The 14,437-nt window shown below is 64.5% G+C and carries 12 protein-coding genes; all 12 read right to left on the bottom strand.

The features are described from left to right. Positions 1-72 precede the first annotated feature (72 nt). Entirely contained in the window at positions 73-1,521 is a 1,449-nt protein-coding gene (locus FGL95_RS12675) for an aldehyde dehydrogenase (RefSeq protein ID WP_169587256.1), read from the bottom strand. After that, the gene (locus tag FGL95_RS12680) at positions 1,518-2,633 is read right to left on the bottom strand and encodes an NAD(P)-dependent alcohol dehydrogenase (protein WP_169587258.1); all 1,116 of its coding nucleotides are present in this window, start codon (positions 2,631-2,633) and stop codon (positions 1,518-1,520) included. The genes FGL95_RS12675 and FGL95_RS12680 overlap by 4 nt, the downstream gene beginning before the upstream one ends. 242 nt (positions 2,634-2,875) lie before the next feature. Further along, on the bottom strand, positions 2,876-3,526 hold the full coding sequence (locus tag FGL95_RS12685) for a hypothetical protein (protein WP_169587260.1): 651 nt from the start codon (positions 3,524-3,526) through the stop codon (positions 2,876-2,878). Between the two features lie 339 nt (positions 3,527-3,865). Then, positions 3,866-5,248 carry a flavin monoamine oxidase family protein gene (locus tag FGL95_RS12690; RefSeq protein WP_169587262.1) on the bottom strand — a complete coding sequence of 461 codons (1,383 nt, stop codon included), beginning with the start codon at positions 5,246-5,248 and terminating at the stop codon, positions 3,866-3,868. Next, positions 5,245-5,955 carry a transporter gene (locus tag FGL95_RS12695; protein WP_169587264.1) on the bottom strand — a complete coding sequence of 237 codons (711 nt, stop codon included), beginning with the start codon at positions 5,953-5,955 and terminating at the stop codon, positions 5,245-5,247. The genes FGL95_RS12690 and FGL95_RS12695 overlap by 4 nt, the downstream gene beginning before the upstream one ends. 18 nt (positions 5,956-5,973) lie before the next feature. Then, complete coding sequence (locus FGL95_RS12700; RefSeq protein ID WP_169587266.1) at positions 5,974-7,272, bottom strand: NAD(P)/FAD-dependent oxidoreductase; 1,299 nt, start codon at positions 7,270-7,272, stop codon at positions 5,974-5,976. 5 nt (positions 7,273-7,277) lie between these two features. Continuing rightward, positions 7,278-7,652, bottom strand: coding sequence for a hotdog domain-containing protein (locus tag FGL95_RS12705; RefSeq protein ID WP_169587268.1), 375 nt, complete (start codon positions 7,650-7,652; stop codon positions 7,278-7,280). Then, entirely contained in the window at positions 7,649-9,313 is a 1,665-nt protein-coding gene (locus FGL95_RS12710; protein ID WP_169587270.1) for a flavin-containing monooxygenase, read from the bottom strand. Before FGL95_RS12710 ends, FGL95_RS12705 begins: the two co-directional genes overlap by 4 nt. A 91-nt stretch (positions 9,314-9,404) precedes the next feature. Further along, positions 9,405-10,862 (bottom strand): aldehyde dehydrogenase family protein, encoded by a 1,458-nt coding sequence (locus FGL95_RS12715; protein WP_169587273.1) that lies wholly within the window; start codon positions 10,860-10,862, stop codon positions 9,405-9,407. A 25-nt stretch (positions 10,863-10,887) separates the two neighbouring features. Next, a complete protein-coding gene (locus tag FGL95_RS12720; RefSeq protein WP_169587275.1) occupies positions 10,888-11,982 on the bottom strand; it encodes a Zn-dependent alcohol dehydrogenase in 1,095 nt (364 codons plus the stop codon). Positions 11,983-11,995: 13 nt separating this feature from the next. After that, positions 11,996-12,766: an enoyl-CoA hydratase/isomerase family protein gene (locus tag FGL95_RS12725; RefSeq protein WP_169587277.1), complete on the bottom strand. Its 771-nt coding sequence runs from the start codon at positions 12,764-12,766 to the stop codon at positions 11,996-11,998. Beyond that, positions 12,763-14,376 carry a class I adenylate-forming enzyme family protein gene (locus tag FGL95_RS12730; RefSeq protein WP_169587279.1) on the bottom strand — a complete coding sequence of 538 codons (1,614 nt, stop codon included), beginning with the start codon at positions 14,374-14,376 and terminating at the stop codon, positions 12,763-12,765. Before FGL95_RS12730 ends, FGL95_RS12725 begins: the two co-directional genes overlap by 4 nt. Positions 14,377-14,437: the final 61 nt, after the last annotated feature.

Below are 14,437 nucleotides of genomic sequence, written 5' to 3' on the forward strand. Positions count from 1 at the left end.
TGGCGATCCGGCGTTCCGACAGTCGGGCGCCGCAATCCAGTATCGCCGCTGACCGTCCGAGCAGTCAACTCACTAGGTGGGTAAGTAGATCGATTTGTATTGCTGGTAGGCGGCGAGACCTTCCGGACCGAGCTCACGTCCCATTCCGCTGTCCTTCACGCCACCGAACGGCGCGCCGTGGTCCATCGTGTAGCCGTTGATACCGATGCTGCCGCTCTGCACGCGGCGTGCAATAGCCGCACCGCGGTCAACATCGCTGGTCCACACAGTGCCACCCAGCCCGTACGCGGAGTCGTTGGCGATGTTGATCGCGTCGTCGTCGTCGGTGAACGGGATAACTGCCAACACGGGGCCGAAGATCTCTTCACGCGCAATCGTGGCGTTGTTGTCGACGTCGGCAAAGATCGTCGGCTCGACGTACCAGCCGCGATCGAAGCCTTCGGGCCGTCCCCCACCTGCGGTGATTCGACCGCCCTCGGCAATACCTTTCGCGATGTAGCCCTCGATGATGTCGCGTTGCTTCGAGCTGGCGACCGGTCCGATGACGGTCGAGCGGTCGAGCGGATCGCCGATCTTCAGCGATCGGACGAGATCGCTCAGGCCGTCGACGACCTCCTTGTACCGATTCCGTGGCGCAAGAATTCGGGTGCAGATGTAGCAGCTCTGCCCTTGGTTCATCAGACTGGCGGCGAAGAGCCCTTTCAGCGTGGTGGCGAGGTCGGCGTCGTCGAGGATGATTCCGGCGGACTTGCCGCCCAACTCCAGCGTGACGGGCCGAAACAGTCGCCCGCAGGCTTCCGCGATGGACCGTCCGGCTTCGGTCGATCCGGTGAAGGCGATCTTGTCGACGTCGGGATGGCTGACCAGCCGGGCACCCGCCGTGCGACCGGATCCGGGCACGATGTTGAGCACACCCGGCGGCAACTCCGCGGCTGCAGCCGCCTCCGCGACGACCATGGCATCGAGCACCGTTTCCGACGACGGCTTGACCACGACCGTGCAACCCGCCGCGAGCGCTGGCGCGAGTTTGAAGAACGTCAGGGTCTGCGGGAAGTTCCACGGCACGATGGCGCCGACGACGCCGATCGGCTCGCGACGGACCTCGGTACTGCCGTACACGAGCGACTTGCGCACCTCGGTCGTCGGCAGTTCCTGAATCAAGCCCGCGTAGTAGCGCAGGATCTTCGCGGGCACAGCACCTTCGGTCAGCCGCCCGAATCGGACGGGCATGCCGTTCTGCCCGCTGACGTGCTGAACAATTTGTTCACTGCGCGCTTCCAACTCCTGCGCGAATCGTTCGATAGCGGCGGCGCGGCGCGAGGGCTCCCACTGCGACCAGCCGGTTGGGTCGTCGAATGCCGTGCGGGCCGCGGCAACCGCAGTATCGATGTCGGATTCGCTTGCGGCGGGCACACTTCCGAGCAGTTCTTCCGTGCTCGCCGAATGCACCTCGATCCGCTGCGACGACGACGGTCGCACCCAGGAGCCGTCGATGAACAGAGAGTCGAATACGTGCGTCATTGCGCGTCCTTCTGGCTTGGGATGAGCACGGGTTTCACGACCGCGCCGGACTTCATTGCCTGCTCAGCGTCGTTCACCTGATCCAGCGGGAACGTCTGGATGAGTTCGTCGAACGGGAATCGGCCCTGTTGCCACAGGGCAATCAACTTGGGGATCAACAGCTTCGGTACCGAGTCGCCTTCGAGGATGCCCTTGATGGTCCGACCGAACGCCAGTTGATCGGGCCGAAGCTCGAGTGGTTTCAATTGCACGCCGACACAACCGCATACGCCCCGCAATCGCAGGATGTCGATCGCTGTCGAGATCACCGACGGCACACCGGTGGTGTCGAGTGAGTAGTCGAGCCCGCCGTGCACGAGCGCTTTCATCGCGACCGCAAGGTTGTCGGTGGACGCCTCGAAACTGTGAGTGGCGCCGAGCTTTTCGGCGAGTTGCAGACGATCGGGATTGCGATCGACGGCAACGATGGTCGTCGCGCCGGCAACCTGCGCAGCCATGATCGCCGACAGCCCAACCGTTCCTGCCCCGAAAACCGCAATGCTCGAACCAGATTCGACACCGAGCGAATTGAAGACGGAACCTGCACCGGTCAGTACACCGCACGACAGCGGCCCAAGAAGTTCCAGCGGCAGGGTCGGGTCGACTTTGATGGCGTTCCGCGCGGCCACGACGCTGAGATTTGCGAACGAGGATTGGCCGAACCAGTTGCCTTTGATCGGCTCCCCGGCACCGTCGCGCACGTTCGTGGGCCGACCCGGGCGGTAGCCGGACATGTTTCGCGGCCAGAACGTCTCGCAGTACGCCGGTTGCGCATCCAGGCAGTTGCGGCACGTGCCGCAGGAATCGAAAGACAGCACGACATGGTCGCCGACTTGCAGACCCTCAGACCCGTCGCCGACGACCTCGACGACACCCGCGCCTTCGTGGCCTGTGATGATCGGCGGTTTCGCCATCGGCGTCCTGGGTAGGAAGTCGCTGTGGCACACGCCGACACCCGCGATGCGGACAACGATTTGGCCGTGGCCGGGTGCGTCCAACAGGACGTCCTCCAACTCGAACGGGCCGTCGGCAGTGCGGAGTACCGCTGCTCGCGCTTCGACTGAGTGCTCCATGCAGCCACTATACCGTGCTGACCGCACGTACAGTCAAGAATACGTGCGGTCCGCCACCACGAGCCGATCCACCCAGAGCGGGTTCGGCCGCGAATTCATAGGTAGCCGGTGCACAAGTGTTCGGCGATGGTGTACGAGTTGGCGACCAAAACCAAGCGATCGCCGCAACCTCTCTCAGGAGAGTGCTGCGGCGATCGCATGGTTTCCGCTGGCGTGGTGCCACGGGTGCCGACGGACGAGCGCTACTGGCTCAAGGTTTGCGCCATTTGAACGCCGGACACGATCGCAACTGGAATACCTAGCGCCGCACCGCCGATAACGGCCCCCAAGCCACCAACGGTTGCCGCGCCGATGATGCATGCCGGAATTGCGCCCACGAGCGCTACAGCGGCTCCGGCGAGACCGGGGATAACGCATCCGAGCGCCGCGCCACCTACGCCGCCGACCATGGCGCCGACCGTCACTGCGGTGCCGACGTTCAGTGAGAATGTCGCGAGCGCGGTCTCGAACTTCGTGACCGGATCGATCGTCGGCACAGCGTCGGCGTCCACTGGGTGGACACCAGGGACGTCTGCGGTGGCCACTACGGACTGAGCGGCGTCGAGGTTCACGCCGGCGTTACGTGGTTCACCCAGCACTGGGTTGCCCCGTTCATCCTGAACTGAGACATGCAGGCCCGGGGACAAGCTCACGGTCCCCCACGGTGTCTGCAGCGCAGCGTCGCCGCCCTGGGCGTAATAGTTGACACCCGGTGCTACCGGAATAGCAAGCCGGACAACGGAATTCGGCGTCGGAGGTACGGGTTCGGCCGGTGCCGCATGGGCAGTTCCGCAGGCCAGAGCCGTAGCTGTCGCCGCTACGACAACCGTGCCGGCGAGTCTCGAGCGGTTCATAGTGCACTCATTTCTGTTGACGTTATCGAAAAGCGGCGATCTACCAGCAGGCCGCCGACTGGCTAACACAGCACCGACTCCGTCGGCGCGTTCGGACATCGGTCAGGCGTCGTGCGCTGCTCCGATGGGATCAACAATTGGGCACCACAAACGCGGCCAATCGTGATCTGTAAAGCTCGTCTGCCCGTGTAGGGATGTCGAGCTATCGAGCCCGGAATTCGAGCGGGCTTCATGGGCCCGTTCTCTGACTTCACGAGTTTGGCCGGTTGGTAGACGGTTCGCCCCGGAGAACCTGGACATCCAGGGCGAACCGAGATCAGGGGTGACGCTCGCAGGCGTTCACCTTCGACTCGACGCCGTCGGCGCCTGCCTTCTCAGGCTCGTCAGCACGGCTTTCGCTGCCCGCTCGCCCGACGCTGCGGCGTCGGCGAGCGACGGCAGATCGAGCTGGTAGTCGCCCGCGAAGTAGATGGTTCCGAGCGGATCACGCAGCGCCGGAAGCGAGTTCCTTCGCCCCGGTGCCCAGAAGGGCACGACCCGCCGGTGCTTGCGCACGATGCCGCGACCCAATTTCCCTTCCAGCTCCGGAAACACAGCGAGCAGGTCCGTCGAGAATCGCGACACGATTTCCTCGTCGGACAGGCCGAACAACGCGTCCGCGGCAGCTCCGCCGGCGAAACACGCGAGTGCTCCGCCCGGCTTGCGATCGTCGCCGGTTCGCATTGCCGCGGCGTGGTTGAACATCGCTTGGAACGACAGCTGCGGAGTGGAGACAGCGAAGTACTTGTCCCACCGTTGCGGACCGACTTCCTCGGTGAAGAATCCGACAATCACGTAACGGCCATAGGTGATGTCGCTGAACGCATTTCGATGCTGCTGAGGGAGGTCTGGGATGATCTGCTGGGCGATGTCGGCGGGTGCGGTGACGATCGCACGCTTCGCCCGCAGCCGCACCGGACGATCAGCACCGTCGTGGTAGTCGACGACCACGCCGTCATCGTCCTGACGCACCGAGTGCACGACCGAGTTCAGCCGGACACGGTCACCGAGGTCTTCGGTCAGCACGTCGGTCAGGGTCTGGTTGCCACCCACTGGCAGCGAGAAGTTCGGGATCTTCTCCGGATCGGCGAGCGCGAGGCCCACCGACGTGACGAACTGGGTAGCGGCCGTCTCCTCCACTTCGCATCCCATCCACTGCGCCGACCATGACCGGACGACCGCATGGGCAAGTTCCGACCGGACGCCCTTCAGCAGGTAGGAGCCCAGTCTGGTGTCGAGCTTGGCGCGAACTCGTTGTGCGATCCGGCTTTCCGACTCCAAGAACGGCATAACGGCGAGGATGCGTGCACCGACGAGGGCCATGCCGAGCCGGTCGGTCGAGGTCATCCGGGTGCGAAACATGAGCTCGACGGGATTCGAGGTGTCGACCACCCCGCCGTTGAGATATAGCGCGATGCTCTTGCCTGCAAGTGAGCCCATTTCGATGCCGTGCCGATCGAGCGCGTCGATCAGCGTGCCAGTACCTTCGGTGAACTGAGTGCCGACATTGATCCAGTAGTCGCCCTGCCTGACGGTCTCGACTCGTCCGCCCGTGCGATCGGTGGACTCGAGTACAACGACGTCGGCCTCCGATGTCAGCGTTGTCGCGGCCATCAGTCCGGACATTCCGGCGCCGACGACGACTACATCCGCGCTCTCTTCATCCACTGCGCGCGTCGTCATTTCGACTCCACCTGAGCGGCGACACGAGCGTCATCGTTGCTTGCCTGGGCGTCTACGCGTTTGTTGTGGGCATCGAATGCTCGGTAAGCGCGGAAGTAGGTGAACATCTGCAGGCCCCACGTCGACAGCGCGAAGATGTAGAAGATCGTGTGCTCGGCGTCGTCGCCAGGGATGTGAACGTAGTCGTAGATCGCGGCGATGACGGATCCGCAGGCGGTGGCGACGGCGACCCACACGGCGTGTCCGTGCTCGTTAATGTCCCAGAGCCGCTTGACGAAGTAGCCGACGAAGATCGTGGTGATCACGTTGACCACTATGAAGAAGAGCTTGGCGGGGTTGCCGATCGTCTCCTGGTAGCCGAGGAGAAACAGGCCGGCGGCGGCGGCGAGGGCGAACGCGCCGACGTCCACTGCGACGGACGGCTTGTATCGGTGTGTGACCGTCAGGAGCCCGAGGACCAGGATCAGGGTGATGCCCACGGACCGGGAGAATGCGTCCAAGAAGGCGGCGGCGGTGTACATCGGACTGTCATGACCAGCCTGTAGGAGGCCATAGACCAGGAAGTTCGTTCCCGATGTTGCGACGATGATCCATTCGATGCCGAGCAGGTAATTCTTGTAGTTCCGGATGAACTTGATCCCGTAGGTGAATCCGACGGCGATCATCCAGATGTCCGCGACCGCGAAGAGCAGTTCTTTGATGGACATGGCTTTCTCCTTGGATGATTATTTCGTGAGGGCTGAGAGGCGGTCGGCGGCTCGGTCGGCGAGCCAGGTCGCATAGAGCGCGGGTCCGCTGACGAACCCGGGCCAGAAGCGCTTGCGGCCGTGCCAAATTGCCGCCAAGTCGTTGTGTAGTGGCGCGCCGTCGATCCGGTCCGCCAATAGATGGCCCACATACTGGGCTTGGGCGAACCCGTGGCCGTTGCAGGCCAGTGAGTAGAGCACATTGTCGGAGGCCTCACCGGCGACGGGGAGCCACGTGGAGCTCATGCCGATCCAGCCGCCCCACGCCTGCGTCAACTCGACGTCGCGCAAGCCTGGGAAGCGGTCGTGGAATCCGCGAACGAGGTCGTCGGCGACGTGCTGGTCGGGGGTACGTTCCGGCAGCGGGTTGCGACCGGTCTGGACGCGACGGGTGCCGAAAACGATTGTGCCCCGAGGGGTCACGCGATAGCTCTCGATGATCATGTGCAGGGTGACCATCGGGGCACGGCTGGTCCAGCCGATGTCGTCGAGCCGCTCTGGTGCGACAGGCTCGGTCTCGACCAGCGACGTCCACACCGGTGTTGCGAGGCGCTTCGGCGCTATGGCCAGGCCCGAGCTGTCGGCATTAGTAGTCAGTAATGCCTTGCGAGCCTTGACCGTTCCGTTCGGGGTCGCGACGGTGACCCGGTCTCCGGTGTCTGTGACGTCGAGGGCGGGAGTGCGCTCGTAGACGCGTACGCCGGAGGCGATCGTGGTGGCGCGCAGCCCCAGAACGAACTCCCCCGGGTTGAGGGTGCCGCCGACGCCTTCGCGCACGCCGCCGAGGAAGCCTTCCGGAAGTCCAGCTTCCGGGCCTTCGACGAATTCGGCCGACGATCCGGCCTCGGCCATGACTTTTGCGTTCCGGCGCGCGTGCCGCAGCTGCCCTTTGGAAACGGCGGCCATCACGATTCCCTCGGGTTGGTAGCCGCAATCGATCCCGTATTGCTTGATCGCGTCCTCGGTGAAGTGCACCGCGTTCTCGGCGTATCGATAGAGTTCGCGTAGCCGTTCGCGCTTGAGAAGAAATCCCAGCAGTTCCGGGTCGGCGGCGATCGAGTTCGTGATGTATCCGGCGTTTCGGGAGGTCGCGCCCCAGCCAAGGGTTTTGGCCTCGAGCAGCACGACATCGACACCTTTGTCGGCGAGGCGGAGTGCGGCCGACATGCCGCCGCCACCGCCTCCGATCACGACGACGTCACAGTCGATGTCACCGACCAGATGCGGTTCGACTGTGGCAGGTTGTGCGGCCCAGCCGGTGTCGTGGATCAGTTTCATGACAATCACTTACTTTCTGCGGGGATGACTGCAGTGCCGCGAGCGCGGACCGCGACCAACGGGGACTCCAGTACTGCGGAGCGACCGGTGTCGTCGGAGCCGCGGCAAATCACCCGTAGTTCGAAATCGACTGTGCGGCTGCGATTTCCCTTTTTCACCAGCTGCGCCTCGGCCTCGACGACATCGCCCCCGCGGATCGGGGCGAGGAACTCGACGGACGAGTAGCCGGCGAAAAGCCCTTCGTGGCCGTCCATTTCGATCGCGAGGTTGGTGCCGACGTCGCCGAACAATTTCAGGGCGTAGGCGCCGTCGACCAGGTTGCCCGCGTAGTGTGCGTCGGAAAACGCGACGTAGCGGCGGTGAATTGCTTTGGTCGTCATGAGATCTCCTGGTGGATCGGTCCGAGATTGCGCGACAGTGCTTCGCCGTCGATCGCGACGCCGGGGTAGCCACGCTTGGCGATCTCGGTGCACATGCGTCGGTACTTGCCGACACCGCCGACGTAGCCCATGAAGGTGTTGGGCTTGCCCTCGACGTTCGAGCCGCGGTACCAGGAGTCGGTGGTGGCGTAGAGGGTTGGCGCAACGGTCTCTTCGGTGATGTCGACCCAGTCGTTCTGCCCCTCCGCGGTGGCCTCGATCAGGGTCGCTCCGGAATCCCGCGCGTGCTCGATGAGGTCGGCGATCCAGTCGACGGCCTGCTCGATCGACATGACGACATTGCTTGCGAGCGCGGGGCTCTGCGGGCCGGCGACCATGAAGAAATTGGGGAAGTCCGCCGTCATCATGCCGAGGTAGGTGCGGACACCGTCGCGCCAGGCATCCTGCAACTTCTGACCGGATGCGCCCGTGAGACCGAGTCCGTACAGCGGGCCGGTGAAGGCGTCGAATCCGATCGCGAGTACGACGGCGTCCACCTCGTACGTGTCGCTCGATGTGACGATCGCGTTCGCGGTCATCGTCTCGATCGGCTCGTCGCGCAGCGACACCAGCGACACGTTGGGCCGGTTGAAGGTCTCGTAGTAGTCGGTGCCGAAGCAGCTGCGCTTTGCCCCCAACGGGTGGTACTTGGGCACCAGCAACTCAGCCGTTGCCGGATCCTCGACGATTTCGCGGATCTTGTCGTGGATGAACTCCGATGCCGTGCGATTCGCGTCGATATCCGTGATCAGGTCGGCGAATTCGGCACCGACACCGTTGAAGCCGCTGAGTTCGTAGGCCGCCTCGTAGCGCCGCAGGCGCTCCTCGTCCGAGACGTCGAAGGCCTTGTCCGTTACGGGGCGCTCGGGGATGCCGCCGAGGGAATGCCGGCATTCCTCGCGGATCGCCGGGTAGTCGACCTTGATGGACTCGACTTGTTCGGGCGACAACTCGGAATTGCGCGCCGGCATTACGTAATTCGGGGTGCGCTGGAACACTGTGACGTGTTCGGCGACCTGCGCGATGAGTGGGATTGCCTGCACGCCTGAGGATCCGGTGCCGATCACCGCGACGCGCTTGCCCGCGAGATCGTCGAGCGAGATGTTCCACCGACTGGTCGATACCTGGAGACCGGTGAAGTTCGCCAGGCCCGGCACGTCGAAGTCCTTGGGAGTCGACAGGCCACCAGCACCCGATATCAAGTAACGGCTGCGACGGGTCTCGCCGCTGTCCAAATGCACGTCCCACAGTCGGTCGGCCTCGTTCCATGTCGCGCCGACCACGCGGGTGTCGAACGTGAAGTGCTTGCGCAGGTCGAAGCGGTCGGCGACGTGCTCGATGTAGCGCAGGATCTCGGCCTGCGGCGCGAACCGTTGGCTCCACGTCCACTCCTGCTGCAGCGTCTCGTCGAACGAGTACGAGTAGTAGATGCTCTCGACATCGCAACGCGCGCCCGGATAGGTGTTCCAGAACCACGTGCCGCCGACGCTCGGTCCGGCTTCGAAACCTGCGAAGGTCCACCCGGCGGTGGTGAGCCGGTGTGCGAGGTAGAGGCCGGTGAAGCCGGCGCCGACGCCGATGACATCGACGACCCCGGGAGCTGAGGTGGTGGTGGAGTTCATCTTTTCGCTTTCCGTGTTAGTCATACGACTGGATCAAATGACTCACTTTAATTAAAACAGTGGTCCCGGTCACAGTCAAGGGGGTGGGTGGCTACAGAGGAAGATCGGGTGAATCGACGCCGACCACGCGGTCACCGCAGAACACTCGCACGGACTCGCCGGGGGCGTGACCGCCGATTCCCGATGTGCCCCAGAAGCTTTGCGCCGAGCCGTCGGCCAAATCTGCGACCTTGGCCCCGTTGACGCGGACTTCGCCCGAGAGCACCCGGGAGCCGACCTCGATGGCGCGGTCGAGGTCGCCGCCGAACACGTATGCGTCCAGACCCGATGGGTTGGCATTGGCCACGCGCAGAGCGTCTTCATCGGACTCCACCGCGTGCAGACTGATCAGCGGTCCGAACAGCTCGGCGGTCGCCAGTGACGCGTCGACTCCGGTTGCGATCGTGGGAGACAGGAAGAACCCGTCGAGGTCGGGGAGTCGTGCAGGCTGATGAATGGTCGCACCGTGTGCCCGCAGGCCTTCGATGCGACTTCGCAATGTGGCGAAGTGCGGGGCGTTGGAGATCGGTCCCAATTGGGTACTCTCCTCGAGCGAATGCCCGACCCGTATGCGGGCGATGCGATCGAGCAGCGCGTCCAGGAGGGGTTCGACAAGACTCTTGTGCGCCAACACCTTTCCAGGGCCTTCACACCACTGACCGTTGAGCTTGGTCATGCCCTCGAGGATCCCGTCGGCGGTGACGTCGATGTCGGCGTCGTCCAGTACGAGGGCTGGGTTGTTGCCGCCGAGCTCGAGCTGGAGCACCTTGAAGTCTTCCGCTGCAGCGCGAGCGATCGCCCGCCCGGCGTTCGGACCACCGGTGAACGAGACGATCTTTACGCGGGGATCGGCGGTGATGGCCGCACCCACATCGCCCGCGCCGTGGACGAGCTGCAGCGCACCGTCCGGCAGCCCGGCCTTGACGAAACACTCGACGATGATCTGGGCGCTACTTGGCGCGTGCTCCGACGGCTTGAGGATGACGGGGCAACCCGCTGCGAGCGCGCTGACCAGCTTCGCGGCCGGAATGAAGCTCGGCCCGTTCCACGGGGTCAGGATCGCCGCGGGTCCCCACGGGACCTTGTACAGCCGCACGTCACGCCCGCCCGCTTGCAGGGCAGTGCGACGCGGGATGGACCGAAGTTCCGCCGCCGATGAGCGGATGCGGTGCGGGAGGAACTGAGCGACCATTCGTGCCTTCGCGATCGGAACGCCGCTGGTGAGCGCATCGGTCCGGGCGATATCTTCGATCCGATCTTCGACGATCTCGGCGGCACGCTCGATGACTGCCGCGCGTTCTTCGCTTGCGGCGTCATCCCAGCGTTCGAAGCCGTACGACCGCTCGGCATGCCGCAGGGCGCGCTCCACGTCGTCTGCGCTGGTGGTGACCGCACGGTGGACCGGTTCGCCTGTGTTGGGATCGAGGTTCCACGAGCGTGGGATCGTTGCGCAATCGGACCACTGATCGGCGATGTAGTTGATCGGCTGGGGCAGTTGCGGATTCGACATCCGAGTCTCCTTTTCGTAGGTGTGCTTACTCGGTGAGGTCGGCGACGATGCGAGTGACCTCGCCGGATTTCATGGCCTCGAAGCCCTTGTTGATCTCGTGAAATCCGATGACGTCGCTGACCATCTCGTCGAGCAGCAGCCGGCCCTGCAGGTACAACCGCGCGAACTGGCTGATGTCCTCGTGCGCTTGGCCGGAGCCCATGTAGGAGCCGATGAGGCGCTTCTCACCGAAGAAGAAGTCCGACGCAGGAAGCGTGAGGTTGGTGCCGTCTGGTGCGATGCCGACCAGGCACGCGGTTCCCGTCGCTCGCAGGATCGACAGGGCGGTAGCCGCGGTCCGCGCAGAACCGACGGCTTCGAATGCGTAGTCCACGCCGTCACCGAGCGCCTTCTGGATCTCGGCCTGGACGTCGGCCGCGCCGTTCACGACATGCGTGGCACCGTAGGTGCGCGCGGCCGCGAGCCGGGCGTCGTCAAGATCCACGGCAACGATTGCCGAGGCTCCGGCAAGCCGTGCGCCCTGAATGATGGCCGATCCGACACCGCCGCAACCGATTACAGCGACCGTAGCGCCGGCACGAACCTGTGCGCCCCGGAACACTGCCCCGACGCCGGTGACGATGCAGCATGAAAGCAGGCACCCGACATGCAGCCCCACCTCGTCGGGCACCCGTACCAAGGAGTTCTCCCGCATCAGTGTGTGGCGAGAGAACGCACCGATGTCGCCGAGTCGCTCGACAGCCTGACCGCCGGGCAACTTGAAGGCCGGGCGGGGTCGCTGCCGGATCTGCGAAACACGTTGGCACTGGGTCGAATGCCCGACCTGACAGTTGCGACACAACCCGCACGAGGGCGTGAGAGCACCCACTACCCGGTCCCCCGGGCGCAGCGAGGTCACCGCGGAGCCGACCGACTCGACGACGCCCGCCACCTCGTGCCCGACCACTACGGGCAGGACGGCCCCGACTGTGCCCGTCATGTAGTGCAGGTCGCTGTGGCACAGGCCCACGTTGGAAACCGCGACACGGACCTCGTTGGGCTCCGGGTCGTCCACCAGGATCTCGGTGAATTCCAACGGTTCGTTCAGCGTTGTCAAAAGTGCTGCTTCGGTGGTGATCATTGTGTCTCCAGTTTCAATTTCTCGTCGCAGGCGCAACGTTTTTGGCTGCCCAGAATCCCTCGATACCGTCGGTGAAGGCGCCGGTCTCCCAGGACTGCCGGGCGGCATCGTCTTCGCGGACGAAAGCTGCCTCGATGTCTTCCGGACGTGGCCGCAGCAGGCTGAGGTGAAGCGCGGTGGTTCGCGGATCGGAGTTCCACTGCCTGATCACCTCGGCCGAGCGATGCAGTAGTTCCTCCGCAGGCACGACCTCGTCGAGCAACCCGATCCGCAAAGCATCATCTGCATCGATTCGGTTGGAGCCCAGAATGATTCGCATCGCGTGGTTGCGTACCAGGCGGCGCATGAGGACGCTCGACGCGTTGGATATGACGATCCCGCGGTGGTTCTCCGGCTGGTAGTACTCGGCAGCGGGACTGCCGATACGAGAGTCGCAGCACAATGTGATTTCCGAGGCCCCGCCGACCGCGATCCCGTTCACGGCAGCGATCACCGGGACCGTCGTTTCGAGAATCGCGCGGGTGATGTCGTGGAAGGTCGCGAATGCCGTGCGGATCTCGTCGTACGTCGTCGGCACCGCATGTAGGTCTTCACCGGCGGAGAAGGCCCGGCCCGTGCCCGTGAGCACGATCCCGCGGACGCGATCGCCCTTCCCAAATCGGCGGATGGCCTGCGCGAGCCGAATCCGGGTCGCCACGTCCAGCACGTTCAGCTTGGCCGGGCGATTCATCGTGAGCACCGCGACGTCGTCGTCGATGTGCACATTCAAGTAGGTGTCGGTCATGTCCGGCTCCTCGACAGGTCGTAGGTGGTGCCGGGACGTTCGGCGGCTCGGGCCTTCAATACCGGCTTCGAAATGCGCTCGGATGGCGTGCGAGGGAAATCGGCCACGAACTCCACATAACGCGGTATTTTGAAGCGCGCCAGTTGATTTCGCGCCTCGGTGATGATCCGTTCTGCCGTCGCGCGGCTCTCGTCGACACCGGGGGCCAACTGGACGAACGCCTTGACCTCCTCGCCGAACAGCTCGTCCGCGATGCCGACCACCGCTGCGGCGACGACGGCGCCGTCGCGTTCCAGAACCCGCTCGACCTCAGCGCTGGCGATGTTCTCGCCGCCGCGCCGGACCATGTCCTTGATGCGGCCGACCAGTCGGTAGCTGCCCGTCTCGCGGACTGCGACATCGCCGGTGTGCAGCCAGCCGTCGCGCAGGACCTGCGCGGTGGCGTCGGGACGGTTCCAGTAGCCGAGCATCATGGGTTCGCCAGAAGTGATCAGCTCACCGGACTCGCCTTCTGCGACATCCCTGCCCTGCGGATCGACCACTCTGACCTGCTTGGTCGGCACCGGTCGGCCCAACCGCCCGGTGCCGACGTCGGCCGTGCTCTCGGGCAGGCTGACCAGGTCCGCACCGCTTTCGGTCATCCCGAAGATCTCCCGCCACGGCGCGCCCCACCGCTGTTCGAGCTGCGCATGTAGTGCGACCGGGATCGCCGAACACAGCACCAGGCGCAGGTCGTTGTCCTGGTCCTGCGTGCTCGGTGCCTGCTTGAACAGCAGGGTCGGCATCGAGCCGAGCACGTAGCAGAACGTGGCCCGGTGCCTTCTGACGTCGGCCATGAATCCGGAGGCGGAGAATCGGGGTAGCACCACCAGCGGCGCGCCGATAGTGAGACACAACGACGTGTTCCACTGGGGGTCCATGTACGAGAAGGGCTGCGAGGTGAGGACGACGTCGTTGGCGTCCAGGTCCGCCGCGCCCGCGCAGATCCACCCCAGCTGGGTCCAGTAATCGTGGGTCAGCATGCAGGCTTTCGGGAATCCGGTTGTCCCCGAGGTGTACTGAAGGTTGGCTAGCGTGCCTCCGGAGATCGCGACCGCCGGACGGTTCGCGGGATACTGCGCGAGCGTGTCCCGCGAACCGGTTTTGACGATCCTGACATCAGCCAGGTCGTCGTTCGCGGTCCGCACCTCGTCGACGAGCGGGGTGCGCGCCGTGTCGGTGACCAGCAACCGAGCGCCGGAGTCCCGGAGCACGAATTCGAGGTCCGCGCGCTGGTATGACGAGTTCACCGGTACCGCGACGCCGCCGGCTTTCAGAGTGGCGAGCCATGCGACCGGCCACGCCACCACGTTGGGCAGCATGATCGCGACCCGGTCGCCTGCGCGGACCCCGAACTCGTCGACCAGGCGGTGGGCCAGGCGCGAGGTCCAGTCGTCGACCTCGCCGAAGGTCCACGAACCCTCGGCAAACCGAAGGAACTCGGCATTGGAGTTCCTGCGAGCTTGGTCGGTCAGCAGGCCGACGACAGTGTCGATCAGCGGGTCTTGCGCCAACCGGCCCAGAGCTGGATCACGTTGCAGGCGAACTGATTCGACACCAGTCATGGTCATCTTCTCCAGGGTTGTTCGGTCGCGATTCGGACCGGGACTGTGGCTCTGGTCATACTTTAAC

Origin of the sequence: Antrihabitans stalactiti (assembly GCF_012932915.1) — a bacterium.
Classification (GTDB): Bacteria; Actinomycetota; Actinomycetes; order Mycobacteriales; family Mycobacteriaceae; genus Antrihabitans; species Antrihabitans stalactiti.

Bases quoted from the DNA above. Each gene is read 5' to 3' on its own strand.
- FGL95_RS12675 (WP_169587256.1), bottom strand. From the start codon at position 1,521: ATGACGCACGTATTCGACTCTCTGTTCATCGACGGCTCCTGGGTGCGA.
- FGL95_RS12680 (WP_169587258.1), bottom strand. From the start codon at position 2,633: ATGGAGCACTCAGTCGAAGCGCGAGCAGCGGTACTCCGCACTGCCGAC.
- FGL95_RS12685 (WP_169587260.1), bottom strand. From the start codon at position 3,526: ATGAACCGCTCGAGACTCGCCGGCACGGTTGTCGTAGCGGCGACAGCT.
- FGL95_RS12690 (WP_169587262.1), bottom strand. From the start codon at position 5,248: ATGACGACGCGCGCAGTGGATGAAGAGAGCGCGGATGTAGTCGTCGTC.
- FGL95_RS12695 (WP_169587264.1), bottom strand. From the start codon at position 5,955: ATGTCCATCAAAGAACTGCTCTTCGCGGTCGCGGACATCTGGATGATC.
- FGL95_RS12700 (WP_169587266.1), bottom strand. From the start codon at position 7,272: ATGAAACTGATCCACGACACCGGCTGGGCCGCACAACCTGCCACAGTC.
- FGL95_RS12705 (WP_169587268.1), bottom strand. From the start codon at position 7,652: ATGACGACCAAAGCAATTCACCGCCGCTACGTCGCGTTTTCCGACGCA.
- FGL95_RS12710 (WP_169587270.1), bottom strand. From the start codon at position 9,313: ATGAACTCCACCACCACCTCAGCTCCCGGGGTCGTCGATGTCATCGGC.
- FGL95_RS12715 (WP_169587273.1), bottom strand. From the start codon at position 10,862: ATGTCGAATCCGCAACTGCCCCAGCCGATCAACTACATCGCCGATCAG.
- FGL95_RS12720 (WP_169587275.1), bottom strand. From the start codon at position 11,982: ATGATCACCACCGAAGCAGCACTTTTGACAACGCTGAACGAACCGTTG.
- FGL95_RS12725 (WP_169587277.1), bottom strand. From the start codon at position 12,766: ATGACCGACACCTACTTGAATGTGCACATCGACGACGACGTCGCGGTG.
- FGL95_RS12730 (WP_169587279.1), bottom strand. From the start codon at position 14,376: ATGACCATGACTGGTGTCGAATCAGTTCGCCTGCAACGTGATCCAGCT.